The organism is Streptomyces sp. NPDC043896 (assembly GCF_056435605.1).
This window is the reverse complement of sequence record NZ_JBWKEE010000004.1, coordinates 393,750-410,442: the sequence shown is the minus strand read 5'-3', so window position 1 is coordinate 410,442 and position 16,693 is coordinate 393,750. Positions and strand designations below refer to the sequence as shown.

The 16,693-nt window shown below is 74.1% G+C and carries 15 protein-coding genes; 9 read left to right on the top strand and 6 right to left on the bottom strand.

The window, feature by feature from the left end:
* The 4 genes from AC069X_RS08255 to AC069X_RS08240 form a co-directional block, all read left to right on the top strand.
* On the top strand, positions 1-503 hold a 503-nt coding region (locus tag AC069X_RS08255; RefSeq protein ID WP_478726340.1), incomplete at its 5' end, for an ABC transporter substrate-binding protein.
* A 34-nt stretch (positions 504-537) separates the two neighbouring features.
* Positions 538-1,329, top strand: coding sequence for an ABC transporter ATP-binding protein (locus AC069X_RS08250; RefSeq protein ID WP_478726338.1), 792 nt, complete (start codon positions 538-540; stop codon positions 1,327-1,329).
* Entirely contained in the window at positions 1,316-2,212 is an 897-nt protein-coding gene (locus AC069X_RS08245) for an ABC transporter permease (RefSeq protein WP_478726336.1), read from the top strand. The genes AC069X_RS08250 and AC069X_RS08245 overlap by 14 nt, the downstream gene beginning before the upstream one ends.
* A 28-nt stretch (positions 2,213-2,240) precedes the next feature.
* A complete protein-coding gene (locus AC069X_RS08240) occupies positions 2,241-2,981 on the top strand; it encodes a sirohydrochlorin chelatase (RefSeq protein WP_478726383.1) in 741 nt (246 codons plus the stop codon).
* 18 nt (positions 2,982-2,999) lie between these two features.
* On the opposite strand, the gene AC069X_RS08235 is transcribed toward AC069X_RS08240, so the two are convergent.
* The gene (locus tag AC069X_RS08235; RefSeq protein WP_478726334.1) at positions 3,000-4,001 is read right to left on the bottom strand and encodes a ketopantoate reductase family protein; all 1,002 of its coding nucleotides are present in this window, start codon (positions 3,999-4,001) and stop codon (positions 3,000-3,002) included.
* 44 nt (positions 4,002-4,045) lie between these two features.
* Here AC069X_RS08235 and AC069X_RS08230 point away from each other — a divergent pair, with 44 nt between their 5' ends.
* Positions 4,046-4,900 carry an aldo/keto reductase gene (locus AC069X_RS08230; RefSeq protein WP_478726332.1) on the top strand — a complete coding sequence of 285 codons (855 nt, stop codon included), beginning with the start codon at positions 4,046-4,048 and terminating at the stop codon, positions 4,898-4,900.
* On the opposite strand, the gene AC069X_RS08225 is transcribed toward AC069X_RS08230, so the two are convergent.
* Both AC069X_RS08225 and mgt read right to left on the bottom strand, forming a co-directional pair.
* Complete coding sequence (locus AC069X_RS08225; RefSeq protein WP_478726330.1) at positions 4,897-5,445, bottom strand: DUF1697 domain-containing protein; 549 nt, start codon at positions 5,443-5,445, stop codon at positions 4,897-4,899. The genes AC069X_RS08230 and AC069X_RS08225 overlap by 4 nt on opposite strands.
* Positions 5,446-5,454: 9 nt before the next feature.
* Positions 5,455-6,711, bottom strand: a complete 1,257-nt coding sequence (mgt, locus tag AC069X_RS08220) for a macrolide-inactivating glycosyltransferase (protein ID WP_478726328.1) — start codon at positions 6,709-6,711, stop codon at positions 5,455-5,457.
* 128 nt (positions 6,712-6,839) lie between these two features.
* On the opposite strand from mgt, the gene AC069X_RS08215 reads away from it, so the two are divergent.
* Both AC069X_RS08215 and AC069X_RS08210 read left to right on the top strand, forming a co-directional pair.
* Positions 6,840-7,703 carry a phosphotransferase enzyme family protein gene (locus AC069X_RS08215; RefSeq protein ID WP_478726327.1) on the top strand — a complete coding sequence of 288 codons (864 nt, stop codon included), beginning with the start codon at positions 6,840-6,842 and terminating at the stop codon, positions 7,701-7,703.
* A 12-nt stretch (positions 7,704-7,715) separates the two neighbouring features.
* Complete coding sequence (locus AC069X_RS08210; protein WP_478726325.1) at positions 7,716-8,357, top strand: hypothetical protein; 642 nt, start codon at positions 7,716-7,718, stop codon at positions 8,355-8,357.
* 3 nt (positions 8,358-8,360) lie between these two features.
* Here AC069X_RS08210 and AC069X_RS08205 read toward each other — a convergent pair whose 3' ends face one another.
* Positions 8,361-9,080, bottom strand: coding sequence for an exonuclease domain-containing protein (locus AC069X_RS08205; RefSeq protein WP_478726323.1), 720 nt, complete (start codon positions 9,078-9,080; stop codon positions 8,361-8,363).
* Positions 9,081-9,326: 246 nt separating this feature from the next.
* The gene (locus AC069X_RS08200) at positions 9,327-10,601 is read right to left on the bottom strand and encodes an SAV2148 family HEPN domain-containing protein (RefSeq protein WP_478726322.1); all 1,275 of its coding nucleotides are present in this window, start codon (positions 10,599-10,601) and stop codon (positions 9,327-9,329) included.
* 319 nt (positions 10,602-10,920) lie between these two features.
* On the opposite strand from AC069X_RS08200, the gene glgX reads away from it, so the two are divergent.
* The gene (gene glgX, locus AC069X_RS08195; RefSeq protein ID WP_478726321.1) at positions 10,921-13,035 is read left to right on the top strand and encodes a glycogen debranching protein GlgX; all 2,115 of its coding nucleotides are present in this window, start codon (positions 10,921-10,923) and stop codon (positions 13,033-13,035) included.
* On the opposite strand, the gene AC069X_RS08190 is transcribed toward glgX, so the two are convergent.
* The gene (locus tag AC069X_RS08190; protein ID WP_478726319.1) at positions 13,020-14,309 is read right to left on the bottom strand and encodes an MFS transporter; all 1,290 of its coding nucleotides are present in this window, start codon (positions 14,307-14,309) and stop codon (positions 13,020-13,022) included. The genes glgX and AC069X_RS08190 overlap by 16 nt on opposite strands.
* A gap of 82 nt (positions 14,310-14,391) precedes the next feature.
* Here AC069X_RS08190 and treY point away from each other — a divergent pair, with 82 nt between their 5' ends.
* Positions 14,392-16,683 carry a malto-oligosyltrehalose synthase gene (treY, locus tag AC069X_RS08185; protein ID WP_478726317.1) on the top strand — a complete coding sequence of 764 codons (2,292 nt, stop codon included), beginning with the start codon at positions 14,392-14,394 and terminating at the stop codon, positions 16,681-16,683.
* Positions 16,684-16,693 lie beyond the last annotated feature (10 nt).

Here is a 16,693-nt window from a genome sequence, read left to right as displayed (position 1 = left end):
ACGCCTTCAAGCAGGGCTCGATCGACGGCGCCTGGGTGCCCGAGCCCACCGCCTCCAAGCTCGTCTCCGACGGCGGCAGCGTCCTCCTCGACGAGACCTCCCTGTGGCCCGACAAGAAGTTCGTGATCACGAACGTCATCGTGTCGCAGAAGTTCCTCAAGGAGCACCCGGACGTCGTCGAGGCCGTGCTCAAGGGCACGGTGAAGACCAACGAGTGGATCAACGCCAACCCGGACAAGGCCAAGGCCTCCGCGAACGCCCGGCTCGTCGCCGAGACCGGCAAGGGCCTGGACCCGAAGGTCATCGACCCGGCGTGGCCGAGCATCTCGGTCACCGACGACCCGCTGGCCGCGACGCTGAAGAAGCAGTCCGAGTGGGCGGTCAAGGCCGAGCTCCTGGAGCAGCCCGACCTGGCCGGCATCTACGACCTGACGCTCCTGAACAAGGTCCTCAAGGCCGCCGGCAAGCCCGAGGTCTCCGACGCCGGTCTCGGCGCCAAGTAATCCCGTAGTCCAGCAATCCCAGGAGGTGACGACCATGGCCACCACATTCGCCAAGGCTGCCGAGGGCGCGGTAGCGGAGCAGACGCACGCCGCACGCATCGAGCACGTCTCGAAGTCCTTCCCCGGCCCGGCCGGATCGCAGCTCGTCCTGGACGACATCACCCTCGATGTCGCTCCCGGAGAGTTCGTCACCCTCCTGGGGGCCTCGGGGTGTGGGAAGTCCACCCTGCTGAACCTCGTCGCGGGTCTGGACAAGCCGTCCGCCGGGACCATCGAGACCCTCGGCCGTCCGGCGCTGATGTTCCAGGAGCACGCCCTCTTCCCGTGGCTGACCGCGGGCAAGAACATCGAACTGGCCCTGCGGCTGCGAGGCGTGCCCAAGGCCGACCGCAGGCCCGAGGCCGAACGGCTGCTGGAACTGGTCCGCCTCGGCGGCGCGTACGGCAAGCGCGTCCACGAACTCTCCGGCGGCATGCGCCAGCGCGTCGCCCTCGCCCGGGCCCTCGCCCAGGACAGCCGCCTGCTGCTGATGGACGAGCCGTTCGCGGCCCTCGACGCCATCACCCGCGACGTCCTCCACGGCGAACTCACCCGCATCTGGGAAGAGACCGGCCTGTCGGTCCTCTTCGTCACCCACAACGTCCGCGAGGCCGTCCGCCTCGCCCAGCGCGTCGTCCTCCTCTCCTCCCGCCCCGGGCGGGTCGCGAAGGAATGGACCGTGGACATCCCGCAGCCGCGCCGCATCGAGGACGCGGACGTCGCGGAGCTGTCCCTCGAGATCACTGAACACCTGCGTGGGGAGATCCGCCGCCATGGCCAGCACTGACACCACTTCGAAGGCCACGGCGAAGACCGACGACCTGGCCGGCCTGGAGGCCGGCCTGGACGCCCTCGACGCGGTCCAGACCCATCGCACTCCGGTACGCGAGGTCCTCACCAAGAAGGTCCTGCCGCCGGTTCTCGCCGTCGCGCTGGTGCTCGTGGTGTGGCAGGTCCTCGTCTCGGCGAAGGTCACCGAGGAGACCAAGCTCCCCGCCCTGTCCGCGGTCTGGGACAGCCTGTCCGACATGTGGCTCAAGGGCACCCTGCTGGAGGTCATCTGGACCTCCGTCTCCCGCGGCCTGCTCGGCTTCCTGCTGGCCCTGGCCATCGGCACCCCGCTCGGACTGCTCGTCGCCCGGGTGAAGTTCGTCCGCGCCGCGATCGGCCCGATCCTCCAGGGTCTGCAGTCGCTGCCCTCGGTGGCGTGGGTGCCGCCGGCGGTGCTCTGGTTCGGCCTCAACGACGCCATGATGTACACGGTGATCCTGCTGGGCGCCGTGCCGTCCATCGCCAACGGCCTCGTCTCCGGCATCGACCAGGTCCCGCCGCTGTTCCTGCGGGCCGGCCGCACCCTGGGCGCCACCGGCCTGCGCGGTGCCTGGCACGTCGTCATGCCGGCCGCGCTGCCCGGCTACGTCGCCGGCCTCAAGCAGGGCTGGGCCTTCTCCTGGCGCTCCCTGATGGCCGCCGAGATCATCGCCAGCTCCCCCGACCTGGGCCTGGGCCTCGGCCAGCTGCTGGAGAACGGCCGCAACAACATCGACCTGCCGGGCGTGTTCCTCGCGATCATCCTGATCCTGGTGGTCGGCATCGCCATCGACCTGCTGATCTTCAGCCCGGTCGAGCGCTGGGTGCTGCGCAGCCGCGGCCTCCTGGTCAAGAGCTGAGCCTCCGGTGTCCCGCGCACTTCTGGTCATGGCCCACGGCAGCCGCGATCCGCGGCACGCGGCGACCGTGCACGCCCTCGTCGGGCGGGCCCGGTCGCTGCGGCCGGGCCTGCGGGTGGGGACGGCCTTCCTCGACTTCAACGGCCCGACCGTCTCCCAGGCCCTGGCCTCCCTCTACCTCTCGGGCGTGCGGGAGGTCGTGGCCCTGCCGCTCCTCCTCACCCGCGCCTTCCACGCGAAGGCCGACATCCCGGCGGTCCTGGCGGAGTCCGCCACCCGCCTGCCGGACCTCACGGTCCGGGTGGCGGACGTCCTGGGCCCGCACCCCCTCCTGGTGGCGTCCCTGGAACGCCGCCTCGCCGAGGCCGGCGTCGGCCTCACCCCGGCGGACCGCGCGACGACCGGCGTCGTCCTCGCGTCCGCCGGTTCCTCAGACCCGGAGGCGATCGCAGTGATCGCTGAAATCGCGCGGGAGTGGCGGCACACCGGTTGGTGCGCCGTGCGGCCTGCGTTCGCCTCCGCTGCCCTTCCCCGTACGGAGGACGCCGTCCGCGCCCTCCGCGCGGAGGGCGTCCGCCGCGTCGCGGTGGCCCCGTACGTCATCGCCCCGGGCTTCCTCCCGGACCGCATCACGGCGGGCGCGGAGGCGGCGGGCGCGGACGCGGTCTCCGCCGTCCTGGGCGCCACCCCGGAACTGGCCCGCCTCCTCCTCCACCGCTACGACACGGCGACGACGGCCCCGGCCCCGCTCACGGCCCTGACGGCCTAGGCAGGGTCTAGGCCCCGGTCAGGCGCGGGACGCGGCCTCGTCGGCCAGGGCGGTGAGGTCCGTGACGGACATCGCGCCCGGGGGGAGGCCCTCACGGGCGAAGATGTTCGCCGCGTGGCGCAGGACGTCGTTGACCGGGGTGGGGACTCCGTGGAGGCGGCCCAGCAGGGAGATCTCGCCGTTGAGGTAGTCGGCCTCCACGGAGCCGGTGCCCCGGGCCAGGGACTGCCAGGAGGAGCCGCCTCGCACACCCGCCGGCTGGTCCACCTTGCCGTCGCGGGCGGCCGACTGTTCGGCGTCGGTGGCGTAGGCGATGCCCGCCGCCTCGAAGGCCGCCTTGCCCTCGCGGACGGCGCGCAGCAGCAGGGCCGCCTTGGCCGGGTCCGGTTCGGGGCCGGTGGTCGCCTGGATGGCGTTGCCCAGGTTGCCGAGCAGCTTCGCGTACTTCCACCGCATGACGTCCTCGACGACCGGCGCCTCGAAGCCGGCCGCGCCGAGGTCGGCGGCGACCGCCCGGATCCGCGCGTCCGTGCCGCCGGCCGCCCGCCCGAGGTGCAGGATCCCGGTCAGCGGGGCGCAGAGCGCCGAGACCACGCCCGGTTCGAGGAAGGTGGCGGGGAGCCAGACGCAGACCCCGTAGACGCGCGAGAAGCGGCGCAGGGCCAGGCGTTCGCTCTCGACGCCGTTCTGCGCGCACAGCAGCGGCAGCCGCTGGGCGGCCGTGCCGCCGCCGGCGACCTCGGCGTCGCCCCAGGTGTCGAGGGCGGCGATGGCGTCCTGGGTCTTCACCGTCAGCAGCAGTACGTCGTCCGGGCGCAGTTCGCCGAGGTCGGCGGGGCCGGTGACGACGGGCAGCCGGTGGACGCGGGTGGCGTCGGCGGTGGTGAGCCGCAGGCCGTCCTTCTTCAGCGCCTCGGCGTGCGCGCCGCGCGCGGCGAGGACGACCTCCTTGCCCGATTCCGCGAGGCGTCCGCCGATGGCCGCGCCGATCGCACCGGCGCCGATGATGATGTAACGCATACCCAGAGCCTGGCACACCCGGCGCGCCCGGATACGGTCGGGCCATGACCGACTCCTTCTTCCCGCTGGGCGGGGACCTGCCCGTACGTCGTCTCGGACTCGGTACGGGCGGCCTGGTCGGCGCCGGCTACTGGGGTCCGCGCGGCGGCCGCGCCGAGGCCCGGGCGCTGCTGCGGGCCGCGGTCGAGCAGGGTGTGACGCTGATCGACACCGCCGACAACTACGGGCCGTACCTGGCCGAGGAGCTGGTCGCGGAGGCCCTCCACCCGTACGGGGAGGGGCTGGTGGTGGCCACGAAGGGCGGGGTGGTGCGGACCGGCCCGGACGAGTGGCACGTGGCGGGCCGGCCGGAGGAGCTGCGCCGGATGTGCGAGGCGAGCCTGCGGCGGCTGCGGGTGGAGCGGATCGACCTGTACCAGCTGCACCGCTTCGATCCGGCCGTCCCGATGGCCGAACAGCTGGGCGCGCTGGCGCGGTTGCGGGACGAGGGGAAGATCCGGCACATCGGCCTGGACACGGTGACGGCCGAACAGCTGCGGTCGGCGGTGGAGTCGGTGCCCGTCGCGGCGGTGCAGAACCCGTTCAACCTGCTGGACCGCTCCTCCGCCGAGGTACTGGCGCTGTGCGAGGCGCGGGGGATCGCCTTCCTGCCGTACTACCCGCTGGGCAGCGGGGCCTTGACCCGTGCGGAAGCCGACGCCGTCGCCGGGGTGGCCGCCGCGCACGGGGCGACCCGGGGACAGGTGGCCCTGGCCTGGCTGCTGCACCGCTCGCCGGTGCTGTGCCCGACGCCGGGCACCCGTTCCCCCGTACACCTGGCGGAGAACCTGGCTGCGGCGTCGCTCTCGCTGACGGACGGGGACCTGGCCCGCCTGGACGCCGTGGCGGGCATGCCTTAGGGCCGGGTCAGTTCGACCAGTTTGGCGACGGTGTTCCAGTTGCGGGTGGTGACGTCCAGGCCTTTGACGACGGCGGGCCGGGCGAGGGCCTCGGCCAGTCTGGAGCGGCCGAGGCCGTCCGGGGCGTAGAGGTAGAGGACGCGGTCCCCCAGGCGGTACTCCTCGGGGAGGAACGCGGGGCCGTCGAGCGCGGCGAAGCGCTCGGGGCCGGGCTGCTCGGAGAAGAAGGTGGCGTGGAGCTGCTTGCCCTCCAGTTCGGCCGCCGGGAAGGGGCAGGCCGCGGCGACGGCCGCCAGGTGGTCCCCGTCGACGACCAGGCAGGGCACCCGGAACCCGAAGTGGGCCTCGATGGCGGCCTCCAGGCCCCGGGCGAGGGCGTCGGTGTCCGTTTCCGTGCTGCTGAAGACGGCGTTGCCGCTCTGCAGGTACGTCCGGACGTCGCCGTGGCCGAGGCCCTCCATCACGGAGCGCAGCTCGGCCATCGGGACCTTCTTGCTCCCGCCGACGTTGATGCCGCGCAGGAGGGCGGCGTACTTCTTGGTCATGGCCGCACCCTAGGCGGTCAGGGCCGGGGGCAGCGCGGCCTCGATGAGGTCGGCGGCCTGCCGTGTGCCGCCTTCGGCGGCCATGCCGGTGCGGATGGCCTCGGCGCGGACGGCGACCTCGGGGTCGGCGAGCAGTCCGAGGACGGCCTCGCGCAGGGTGGCGGCGTCGGCCTGCTCCATCGGGACGTGCCGGGCGACGCCGAGGCCGGCCAGCACGTCGGCGTTGCCGAACTGGTCGACGGCCTGGGGTACGGCGACCATCGGGGTCGCGGTGGCGAGGCCCTCCTGGCTGCCGCCGGCGCCCGCGTGGGTGATGAAGGCGTCGGCCTGGCGCAGGATGTCGAGCTGGGGGACCCAGCGGTGGACCTCGACGTTGGCGGGGACCTCGCCCAGTTCGGCCTCGTCGGTGAACTTGCCGATCTGGAGGACGACGTGCCAGTCGGGCAGGTCGCCGAAGGCCTCGACGCAGGCGCGGTAGAAGGCGGGCTGCCGGGTGAAGGTTGAGCCGAGGGAGACGAGGAGCACCTTCTTCCCCTCGGCGGACGCGGGCCGTTCCCAGGTGCCCTGGGTGGCGCTGCGGTCGCCCTGGCAGGCCCCGACGAAGGTGTGGACGGATGCGTCGACCCGGTCGGCGTGGGGCTGGAGGGCGCGCGGGATCAGGACGATGCTGCGCCGCGGGCGGCCGACGAAGGGGTCGGGGTCCTCGTCGATGCCGTTCTCGTCGAGCCAGGCGCGGAAGCGGGCGTAGTACGCCTTCCCGCGTTCCGAGGCGCGCAGTTCGGCCGTCATCGGGGCGGCGACCTCCTCCTCGTAGCCGGTCCAGGCGACCAGGTTCGGGGAGAGGGAGATCTCGGGGACGCCCCAGCGGCGGGCGAGCACCCGCGCCGGGTAGGCGGTGATGTCGTGGATGACGAGGTCGGGTTCGTCGCCCTCGAAGGCGGCCGCGAGCTGCGGGAGGGCCTGGATGGCGTCGTCGAGGAAGGGTTCGATGTTGTCGATGAGTTCGGTGCCCCAGGCCTCGGGCTCGTCCTCGGTGGGGAGGGTGGACTTCCAGATCACCGGGGTGGCGCCGGTCTCCGCGATCCGGTCGGCGAAGGAGGCGGGGATCGCGTAGCTGACGCGGTGGCCGCGGGCGACGAGTTCCCGGATCACTTCGATGCTCGGATTGACGTGTCCGGGGGCGGCGATGGAGAACATGGCGATGTGTGCGGGCTTGGCTGAGGTCATGCACCGAACAGTAACGAGACGATACGTCTCGTGCAACATCGAAATTCGGACCATTGAGGACCCTGATGACTGAAAGTCGACGGTTCCGCCCGCCTCCGGGCCCCCGGGGCACGGGATGCGAGACTGGCGGTGATCACGGCGACCCGGGCGAAGGGCGAGACGGACGCATGGACGAGGCGCGGGCCAGGGACGTACTGGCGGAGGCGGGACTGACGGGCACGGGGGCGGACCGCCCCGAGCTGCTGGCCTTCGGCGAGAACGCCGTCTTCGCGCTCGGCGGCCTGGTCGTCAAGGTGGGCCGCGAGGCCGCACTGCTGGAGCGGGCCGAACGGGAACTGGCGGTGGCCGACTGGCTCGCCGGCGCCGGCATCCCGGCGGTCCGGGCCGCCGAGCCGAAGCCCCGGCTGGTGGACGGCCACCCGCTGACCCTGTGGCACCGGCTCCCCGCACCCCTGCGCCCGGCCGGCCCCGAGGACCTCGCGGCGCTGCTGCGGCCGCTGCACGCACTGCCCGCGCCCTCCTTCGCGCTGCCCGCGCGGGACCTGCTGGGCGGGGTCGAGCGGTGGCTGCGGCTGGCGGGCGAGGCGGTCGGCCCCGAGGACGCGGCGTACCTGCGCGCCCGGCGCGACGCCTACGCCGGCGAGGTCGCCGCGCTCACCCCGCACCTGACCCCCGGCCCCATCCACGGCGACGCCCTGCCGCGCAACGTGCACGTGGGCCCGGACGGGCCGGTCCTGGTGGACCTGGAGACCGTCTCGGCCGACCTCCGCGAACACGACCTCGTGGTGATGGCCCTGTCCCGCGACCGGTACGGGCTGCCGGCCACCGCCTACGAGGCCTTCACCGCCGCGTACGGATGGGACGTACGGGAGTGGGAGGGCTGCGCGGTCCTGCGCGGCGCCCGCGAGACGGCGAGCTGCGCGTGGGTCGCCCAGCACGCCCCCGCCAACCCGAAGGCCCTGGCCGAGTTCCGCCGCCGCGTGGCCTCCCTCCGCACGGGCGACACCGAAACCCGCTGGCACCCCTTCTAGGCCCTGTCCGCTGTGACCGAACCGACGAAGCTGCGCCTCACCGTCCACCGCGTCCGGTACGGGACGGACACCGTCAAGGTCGTCCGCCCCGCCCGGCCGCCGGAGCACGCCGAACTCCTCGACGACCCCTGGTACCTGAACGCGTACGTCGGCCAGGAGGCCGCCACGCTCATGGCGGGGCTGTGGACCCTCGCCGCCACCTCGCCGCGCTCGCTGATCCACGTCCCCCTGCGCGGCGGCAGCGCCCCGGCGGGCGCGCGGCGGCTGGACCTCGTCCTGCTGCACCACTCGCTCCAGCTGGCGCCCTCGCGCTGGAAGGAGCTGCGCGCCCGGCTCGGCCCCGGCCGGCCGCGGACCGTGGACGTGCTGCTCCCCGGACCGGACGGAACGCCCGAGGCGGAGTACGCCCGCCTGCACCACGCGGAGAACCTCGACCGCATCCACCAGGCCGTCCACGCCGAGACCCTCTTCATGACGGGCAGCGCCGCCGTCTTCCGCCGGGGCGCCGAGGTCTTCCACGCGGTGGCCCGCCACGGCCCCGGGCACGCCCCCGCCTTCCCCGGCCACCGCCACGACCACTACTGCCGCACCGTGTACGGCCACCCCCGCGCCCGGGACCTGCACGTCGAGTACCGCGAAGCCCGGCCCGCGTAGGGCTCAGGCCGCGACCAGCCCCCGCAGCGGCCACGCCGTGTCGATCACCGCGTCCGGGCTGCCCTGGCGGCGCAGGTAGGACTGGAAGTCACGGGCCCAGCGGGCGTGCCAGCCGCCCTGCCGGTGGTGCAGCTCCGCCGGGCTGAGCCCCGCCACCTCCGGGTGCCGGACGGCTATCGCCCGGGCCACCTGGACCGCCGCCAGCGCGTCGGCCCCCGCGTCGTGCGCGGCGTCGAGGGTGACCCCGTACACCCCGCACACCGCCTCCAGCGTCCGCTTGCCGCGCCGGTAGCGGTCCACGGCCCGGTCTATCGTCAGCGGGTCGGCCACCGGCCCCGTCGCGGCCCCGCCCAGCCGGTCGGCGAGCGAGGGCAGCCCGTGCCGGGCCAGCTCCGCCGACAGCAGGGTCAGGTCGAAGGCCGCGTTGTACGCGACCACCACCGCTCCCCCGCGCCAGTGCTCGACCAGCGCCGCCGCGACCTCGTCGGCGACCTCCCGCACCGGGCGGCCCTCGGCGACGGCCCGCTCCGTGGTGATCCCGTGGATCGCCGCGGCCTCGCCCGGGATCGGTATCCCCGGGTCGGCGAGCCAGCCGCGCCTCGCGCGCACCTCACCGTCCCGCACCTCGACCACCGCGGCCGTCACGATCCGGGACTCCCCCGGCTCCGTACCCGTCGTCTCCAGGTCGAACCCGACCAGCGCTCCCCCGTGCCACGCCTCCATGACGCGCCCCTCCCCCGTCTTTCCGGTCAACGCGTTTCAGCCTGCCACGAGGCACTGACACCCGGCCGGGGCACCCCCCGGCGCCCGGCCCGGACCCGGCCTGCTACACGCCCCGGCACGACCACGCCACGCCACGCCACGACCACGACCACGACCACGACCACGGCACAACCCGCGGCACACATCCGGCGCACCTCCGGCGCACGTCCGCACTCCCCGGCCCGCGCCCGCCGCGCGGCCGCCCCGTCAGGACACCGGCCGGGAGTCCTCCCACACCGACTCGAACTCCTCGCGGTACGTCTGGAACAGCCCGTGGTCCGCGTCCTTGGGCACGCCCCGACCGCCCCCGCGCAGCACCAGCACCGGCGCTTCCATGCCCCGGGCCCGCCGCAGGTACGACTGGACCACCGCGATCCCCGACGACTGCCCTTCCACCAGGTAGGCGGTGAAGCGCGGGGTCTCGTCGAAGACGTGGATGTCGAAGCGCGACGGGTCCTTGAGCCCCGCCCGCACCCGGCGCACGTGCAGGATGTTCATCTCCACCGAGCGGCTCAGCTCCCCCTTGCGCAGCCCCAGCTCGCGCTCACGCCGCTTGACCGCGCTGCTCGCCGGGTTCAGGAACAGCAGCCGCACCCGGCAGCCCGCCTCCGACAGCCGGACCAGCCGCCGCCCCGAGAAGTTCTGCACCAGCAGGTTGAGGCCTATGCCGATGGCGTCGAGCCGCCTGGCGCCGCCGAACAGGTCCTCCGCCGGCAGCTGCCGCTGGAGCCGTACCCGGTCCGGGTGGACGGAGATGACGTCCGCGTACCGGTCCCCGACCAGGTCCTCGACGGCGTCGATCGGCAGCCGGTCCGCCGACGGGCTGCCCGAGCCGGCGCCCAGCACCTCCAGCAGCCGTGCCGACGCGCGCTCCGCCTGCTCCAGTACCGCCCGCGACAGCGCCCGGTTGCGGGAGACCACGTTGCGGGTGACCTCCAGCTCGTCGAGCGCCAGCTCGATCTCGCGCCGGTCGTCGAAGTACGGCTCGAAGCAGGGCCAGTGCTGGACCATCAGCTCCCGCAGCTGCGGCAGCGTCAGGAAGCTGAGCACGTTGTCGTCGGCCGGGTCGAGGAGGTAGCCCTTGCGCCGGCTGACCTCGCGCACGGCCACCGCCCGCTGGACCCACTCCTGGCCCGCCGGACCCGCGGCCGCGACCACCCAGTCGTCCCCGCCGTGCACCGGCTCGTAGACCGGCCGCAGCACCGCTCCCACCACCGACCTGAGCCGCTGCTCGATGAGGTTCAGCCAGATGTACGCACGGCCCGCGCGCTGGGCCCGCGTACGGACCTCGCTCCACGCGTCCGCGCCCCAGTCCAGTTCCGCCCCGGCCCGTGCCTCCCCGGCCGCCTGCGGGGCCAGCGACACCGCCGCCCCGGCCGCCGCCGTGCCCGGCACACCGCCGGACGCGCCGCCAGGGGCGTCCGCCGGGCCACCCTCGTGACCGCTGTCACCAGGGGGCAGCTCCAGACCTCCCGAGCTCACCCGTGCACCGCCTTCTGCGTCTGGACGCCCGTCTCCAGTGATCACGGAAGGGTACTCCGCGCACGCGGCCCGACGCAGCCCGAAGCCGGCCCCGGTGACCTCAGGTCCCCTGGTCCGGCAGTCCGTTGACCCATTATGTGATGCCCGGACAGTCCGTTGACCCGCATATCAGCTCTCCGGTTCACCCGTCGGCAGCATTCCAAGTCCACGCGTGCGGACCTTCTTTCGGGGAAGATCTGGCAGAGACGTGGCCCGCGCCCGGATCCAGCCGGATCGCGGGCCGGACCGAGCCGGACCAGGATGGGAAGAGTCGTTGGCCATGCAAGTCTGGCCGGGTCAGGCGTATCCGCTGGGCGCCACCTACGACGGGGCGGGCACCAACTTCGCCGTCTACTCCGAGGCCGCCCGGCGCATCGAGCTGTGCCTGCTGCACGACGACGGCTCGGAGACCGCCGTCGAGCTCCGCGAGACGGACGCCTTCGTGCGCCACGCCTACCTGCCCGGGATCATGCCCGGCCAGCGGTACGGCTTCCGCGTGCACGGCCCGTACGAGCCCGAGCGGGGGCAGCGGTGCAACGCGGCGAAGCTCCTGCTGGACCCGTACGCGCGGGCGATCAGCGGGCGGGTGTCCTGGGGCGAGGAGGTCTACGGCTACCACTTCGGCCGGCCCGACTCGCGCAACGACCTGGACTCGGCTCCGCACACGATGAGTTCGGTCGTGGTGAACCCGTACTTCGACTGGGCGAACGACCGTCCGCCGCGCCACGAGTACCACCACACCGTGCTGTACGAGGCCCATGTGAAGGGCCTGACGATGCGCCATCCCGACCTCCCCGAGGAGCTGCGGGGCACCTACGGGGCGCTGGCGCACCCGGCGGTGATCGGGCACCTGGCGAAGCTGGGGGTGACGGCGCTGGAGCTGATGCCCGTGCACCAGTACGTCAACGACCACCGTCTGGTGAACGACGGGCTGAGCAACTACTGGGGCTACAACACCATCGGCTTCTTCGCCCCGCACAACGGCTACGCCTCCGGGGACCGGGGCCAGCAGGTGCTGGAGTTCAAGTCGGCGGTGCGGGCGCTGCACGAGGCCGGGATCGAGGTGATCCTGGACGTGGTCTACAACCACACCGCCGAGGGGAACCACCTGGGTCCGACCCTCTCCTTCCGCGGTCTCGACAACGCCTCGTACTACCGGCTCGCGGACGACCCCCGGCACTACACGGACACCACCGGGACGGGGAACTCGCTGCTCATGCGGTCCCCGCACGTGCTCCAGCTGATCATGGACTCGCTGCGCTACTGGGTCACCGAGATGCACGTGGACGGCTTCCGCTTCGACCTCGCGGCCACCCTGGCCCGGCAGTTCCACGAGGTGGACCGGCTGTCCTCGTTCTTCGACCTGGTGCAGCAGGACCCCGTGGTCAGCCAGGTGAAGCTGATCGCGGAGCCCTGGGACCTCGGCGAGGGCGGCTACCAGGTGGGCAACTTCCCGCCGCTGTGGACCGAGTGGAACGGCAAGTACCGTGACACCGTACGGGACCTGTGGCGCGGGCAGCCGCGGACGCTCGCCGAGTTCGCGGGACGGCTGACGGGTTCCTCGGACCTCTACCAGGACGACGGGCGGCGGCCGCTGGCCTCCATCAACTTCACCACCTGCCACGACGGCTTCACCCTGAACGACCTGGTCTCGTACAACGAGAAGCACAACGAGGCGAACCGGGAGGGCAACCGGGACGGCGAGACGCACAACCGGTCCTGGAACTGCGGGGTCGAGGGGCCGACCGAGGACCCCGAGGTCCTGGAGCTGCGGGAACGGCAGATGCGCAACTTCACCGCCACCCTGATGCTCTCCCAGGGCGTGCCGATGCTCAGCCACGGCGACGAGTTCGGCCGCACGCAGGAGGGCAACAACAACGCCTACTGCCAGGACAACGAGCTGTCCTGGGTGACCTGGCCCGAGCCGGGCAAACCGCCGCCCGCACTCCTGGAGTTCACCCGGCGGATGGTGTGGCTGCGCCGCGACCACCCGGTGTTCCGGCGGCGCCGGTTCTTCCACGGCCGGCCGGTGGAGGGCACGCACGACGAGCTCTCGGACATCGCCTGGTTCACCCCGCACGGCGAGGAGATGCGGGCCCGGGACTGGCAGGCGCAGCACGCGCGGGCGCTGACGGTGTTCCTCAACGGGGAGGCGATCTCCGAGCCCGGTTCGCGCGGGGAGCGGATCACCGACGACTCGTTCCTGCTGATGTTCAACGCGGGTGCCGATCCGCAGGACTTCACCGTCCCGGCCGGGCACGGCGCGCGGTGGCGGCTGGTCGTGGACACGGCGCGGGCGGAGGTGCTGCCACCCGGCACCGGGCCGCAGTACGCGGCCGGGGACCGGGTGGCGCTGACGGGCAGGTGTCTGGTGGTGCTTCAGCGGCCGGCGTAGCCGGGGGCGCGGCCGGCTCCCGAGCCCTCGGGGGACGCGGTCCGCTGCGCCGGGATGAAGGCCTTGACCGGGGGCCGGGCGGCCGGGACCCGGGTGACGAGGGCGATGACCAGGCACAGCGCGGCCGCGGCCACCGCCACGGCGAAGGCCCCGGCGGGTCCGTACGCCTCGGCGAGCCGCCCGGAGAGGGCCAGCGCGGCGGCCTGCCCGGCGACCAGGGAGCTGGCGGCGAAGGCCATCGACTCGGCGAGCCGGGAGGGCTCGACCACGCGCTCGGTGAGCGCGAACGCGGTGATCAGGTGCGGGGCGTAGGCGGCGCCGAGGACGGTGACGACGGCGTACAGCGGCCACAGGGTCTCGGTGAAGAGCAGCGGTACGGACAGGACCAGCGCGGCGCCGGTGGCCACGCGCCAGCGCAGCCGCAGTCCGAAGCGGGCGGGCAGCGCGCCGAGGGCGAGGCCGACGGCGGCGCTGACGACGCCCATGGCGGCGTACACGATGCCGGCCTGCCCGGGGACGCCCAACCGGTCGGTGAGGGAGGCGATTCCGGCCTGGCAGGCGCCGAACATGGCGCCCTGGAGGGCGAGGGAGCCCCGTACGGCGTGCACGACGCGGGGCCGGCGGGTCCGGGTCTTCCCGCCTCGGGGCCGTGCGGGGGTCCCGGCGGTGGCGGCGGCCGTCGGGTGGAGGGCGTACGCGGTGCCGAATACGGCGACGAGGGCGGCCGCGCCGCCGAGGGCGACGGCCGGGTGCGCGACGAGAGCGGCGAGGCCTACGAGGGCCGGGCCGAAGACGAAGGACACCTCGTCGAGGGTGCCTTCGAGGGAGTGCACGGCGCCCACGGTCTTCTCGTCGGCCTTCGCGCGGTGCGCGAGCGCGACGGAGCGGGTGCGGGCGAGCGGCCCGATCAGCGGCACGGAGGCCCCGGTGACGGCGCCGATGGCGGCGAGGGGGGCGGTCGCGAGGCCGCCGAGGGCCCCGGCGACGAGCGCGGCGGTGGCGAGGGCGTTGACGGCCGCCGCGGCGAGGACGACGGGCCGCTGTCCGCGACGGTCGGCGAGCCGGCCGAGGACGGGGCCGAAGACCACCTGGCCGGCGGAGAGGGTGCCGCCGACGATGCCGGCGGTGGCGAGGGAGCCGCTGGTTTCCGCGACCAGCAGGACGCTCCCGAATTGGGACATCGCGACGGGCAGTCGGGCGAAGAACGAGACGAGCGGGAGTAGGGGCCCGGTCAGGGCGATGACGTGTCGATAGGTACTGACGGTTCCAACCACTTGATCGACATTAACGCGGTGCAGTCACCCGGATGCATTGGGTCATGGCACGGAATCGTGCGGGCTGGGTACGTACGTTCTCATGACCCTGCGGTATTCAATCAGCCAATCGGAATCCGACGTTCAGACGCCGGCCGCTCCGGCGTCGACCTACCGTCTCCAGCTGACCCCCGACTTCCCCTTCGAGGCGGCCGGAGCAGCCGTACCGTACCTCGCCTCGCTCGGCGTGTCACACCTGCACCTGTCCCCCGTCCTGGAGGCGGTGCCCGGCTCGGCACACGGGTACGACGTCACCGATCACACGAGGGTGCGGGCCGAGCTGGGCGGCGAGCGGGGTCTGCGCGCGCTGGCGGCGGCCGGACGGGCGCACGGGCTCGGACTGGTGCTGGACATCGTGCCGAACCACATGGCGGTGCCCGTGCCGTTGCGGCTCAACCGGCCCCTGTGGGAGGTGCTGCGGGAGGGGCCGCACTCGCCCTACGCGCGCTGGTTCGACATCGACTGGGAGGCGGGCGCGGGGCAGGTCCTGCTGCCCCTGCTGGGCGGGCCGGACGAGCCGGCCGAGGCCGACCCCGGGGCGGGGCTGCTGCGCTACGGGGCGCTGGAGCTGCCGCTGCGGGCCGGGACCGCCGGGCTGCCGATGCCGGAGCTGCTGGCCGCGCAGTGGTACCGGGCCGCCTGGTGGCGCGAGGCGCGGACCTCCCTCAACTACCGGCGCTTCTTCACGATCTCCGGCCTGATCGGGGTGCGGGTGGAGGATCCCGCCGTGTTCGCCGCCGGCCACGCGAAGGTGCTGGAGCTGGTGCGGGACGGGGTGGTGGAGGGTCTGCGGATCGACCACGTGGACGGGCTCGCCGATCCGGAGCAGTACCTGAGGCGGCTGCGGGCCGCGGTGGGCGGCGACTGCTGGGTGGTCGTGGAGAAGATCCTGGGGCGCGGGGAACGGCTGCCCCCGTCCTGGCCGGTGGCGGGCACCACCGGGTACGACGCGCTGCACCGGGTGGACGGGGTCTTCACCGACCCGGCGGGGGCGGAGCAACTGGCGCGCGCCTACGAGGAGTCGACCGGGCTCGCGTCCTGGGAGGAGACGGCGGCCACGGCCGCGCGGGAGGTGCTGACCGTCGACCTGGCCGCCGAGCTGGCGGCGCTGGAGCGCCGCGCCGGGCCGGAACTTGCGGCGGCTGTGCGGGAGTTGCTGATCGCCTTCCCGGTGTACCGGACGTACCCGGGCGGGCCGGGCCCGTCCGCGCGGACCGTGGAACGGGCCGCCGCACGGGCGGGGGCGGCGGCGGTGGACGGCGTACGGGACCTCCTGCTGCGGGATCCCGCCTTCGCGGCGCGCTTCGCCCAGACGTCGGCGGCCCTGCGCGCCAAGTCCCTGGAGGACCGCGCCTTCTACCGGTGGGCGCCGCTGCTGTCGGCCACGGAGGTCGGCAGGGAGCCGGGGGCACCGGGGGTGTCGCCCGCCGAGTTCCACGCGTACTGCGCGGAGCTGGAGCGGGACTGGCCCGCCTCGGGGACGGTGCTGTCCACGCACGACACGAAGCGCAGCGCGGACGTACGGGCACGGATCGCGGTGCTGTCGCAGGCGCCGGAGGCGGTGACGGCCGGGGCCGTGCCCGGGGCCGTGCCGGACGGGCGGGATCCGCAGCTGGCGTGGGTGGCGCGGCAGAGCGCGCTCGGGCTGGGCGGTGCCCCCGAGCGGGGCCCCCGGCTGGCGGCGGCCCTGCTGAAGGCCGCGCGGGAGGCCGGGGTGCACACCTCCTGGACCGACCCCGACGAGGCGTACGAGGCGGGCATCGCGGATCTGGTGCCCCGGGAGCCGGTGGAGCTGCCGCCGGAGCTGGCGGAGGCGGCCCGGGCCAACGTGCTGGGGATGACCCTGCTGCACCTGGCGATGCCGGGGGTGCCGGAGGTCTACCAGGGCTCCGAGTACGAGTACCGGGCGCTGGTCGACCCGGACAACCGCCGCCCCGCCGCGTTCCCCGGGGAGGAGCTGGCCGCCCTGGACGCGGGCGCCGACCCGGCGGACCTCGGGCGGGAGAAGCTCGCGCTGACGGCGGCGCTGCTGCGGCTGCGCCGCGACCGGCCCGGGCTGTTCACCGGGTACGCCCCCCTGGCGGCCCGGGGCCCGGCGGCCGGCCACTGCCTGGCCTTCGCCCGCCCGGCCGGGCTCGTCGCCGTGGCGACGCGCCTGTCCCACCGGCTGGCGGCGGCCGGCGGCTGGCGGGGCACCACCCTGGCCCTGCCCGAAGGGCGGTGGCACCGCCTGGGCACGCGGGGGCCGGGGCAGGAGTGCGCCGGGTACGGAGGGCGGGTGGCGGTGGCGGACCTGCTCGCCGGGGTCCCCGTGGCGGTGCTGGTCCGGGAGTAGGGAGCCGGCG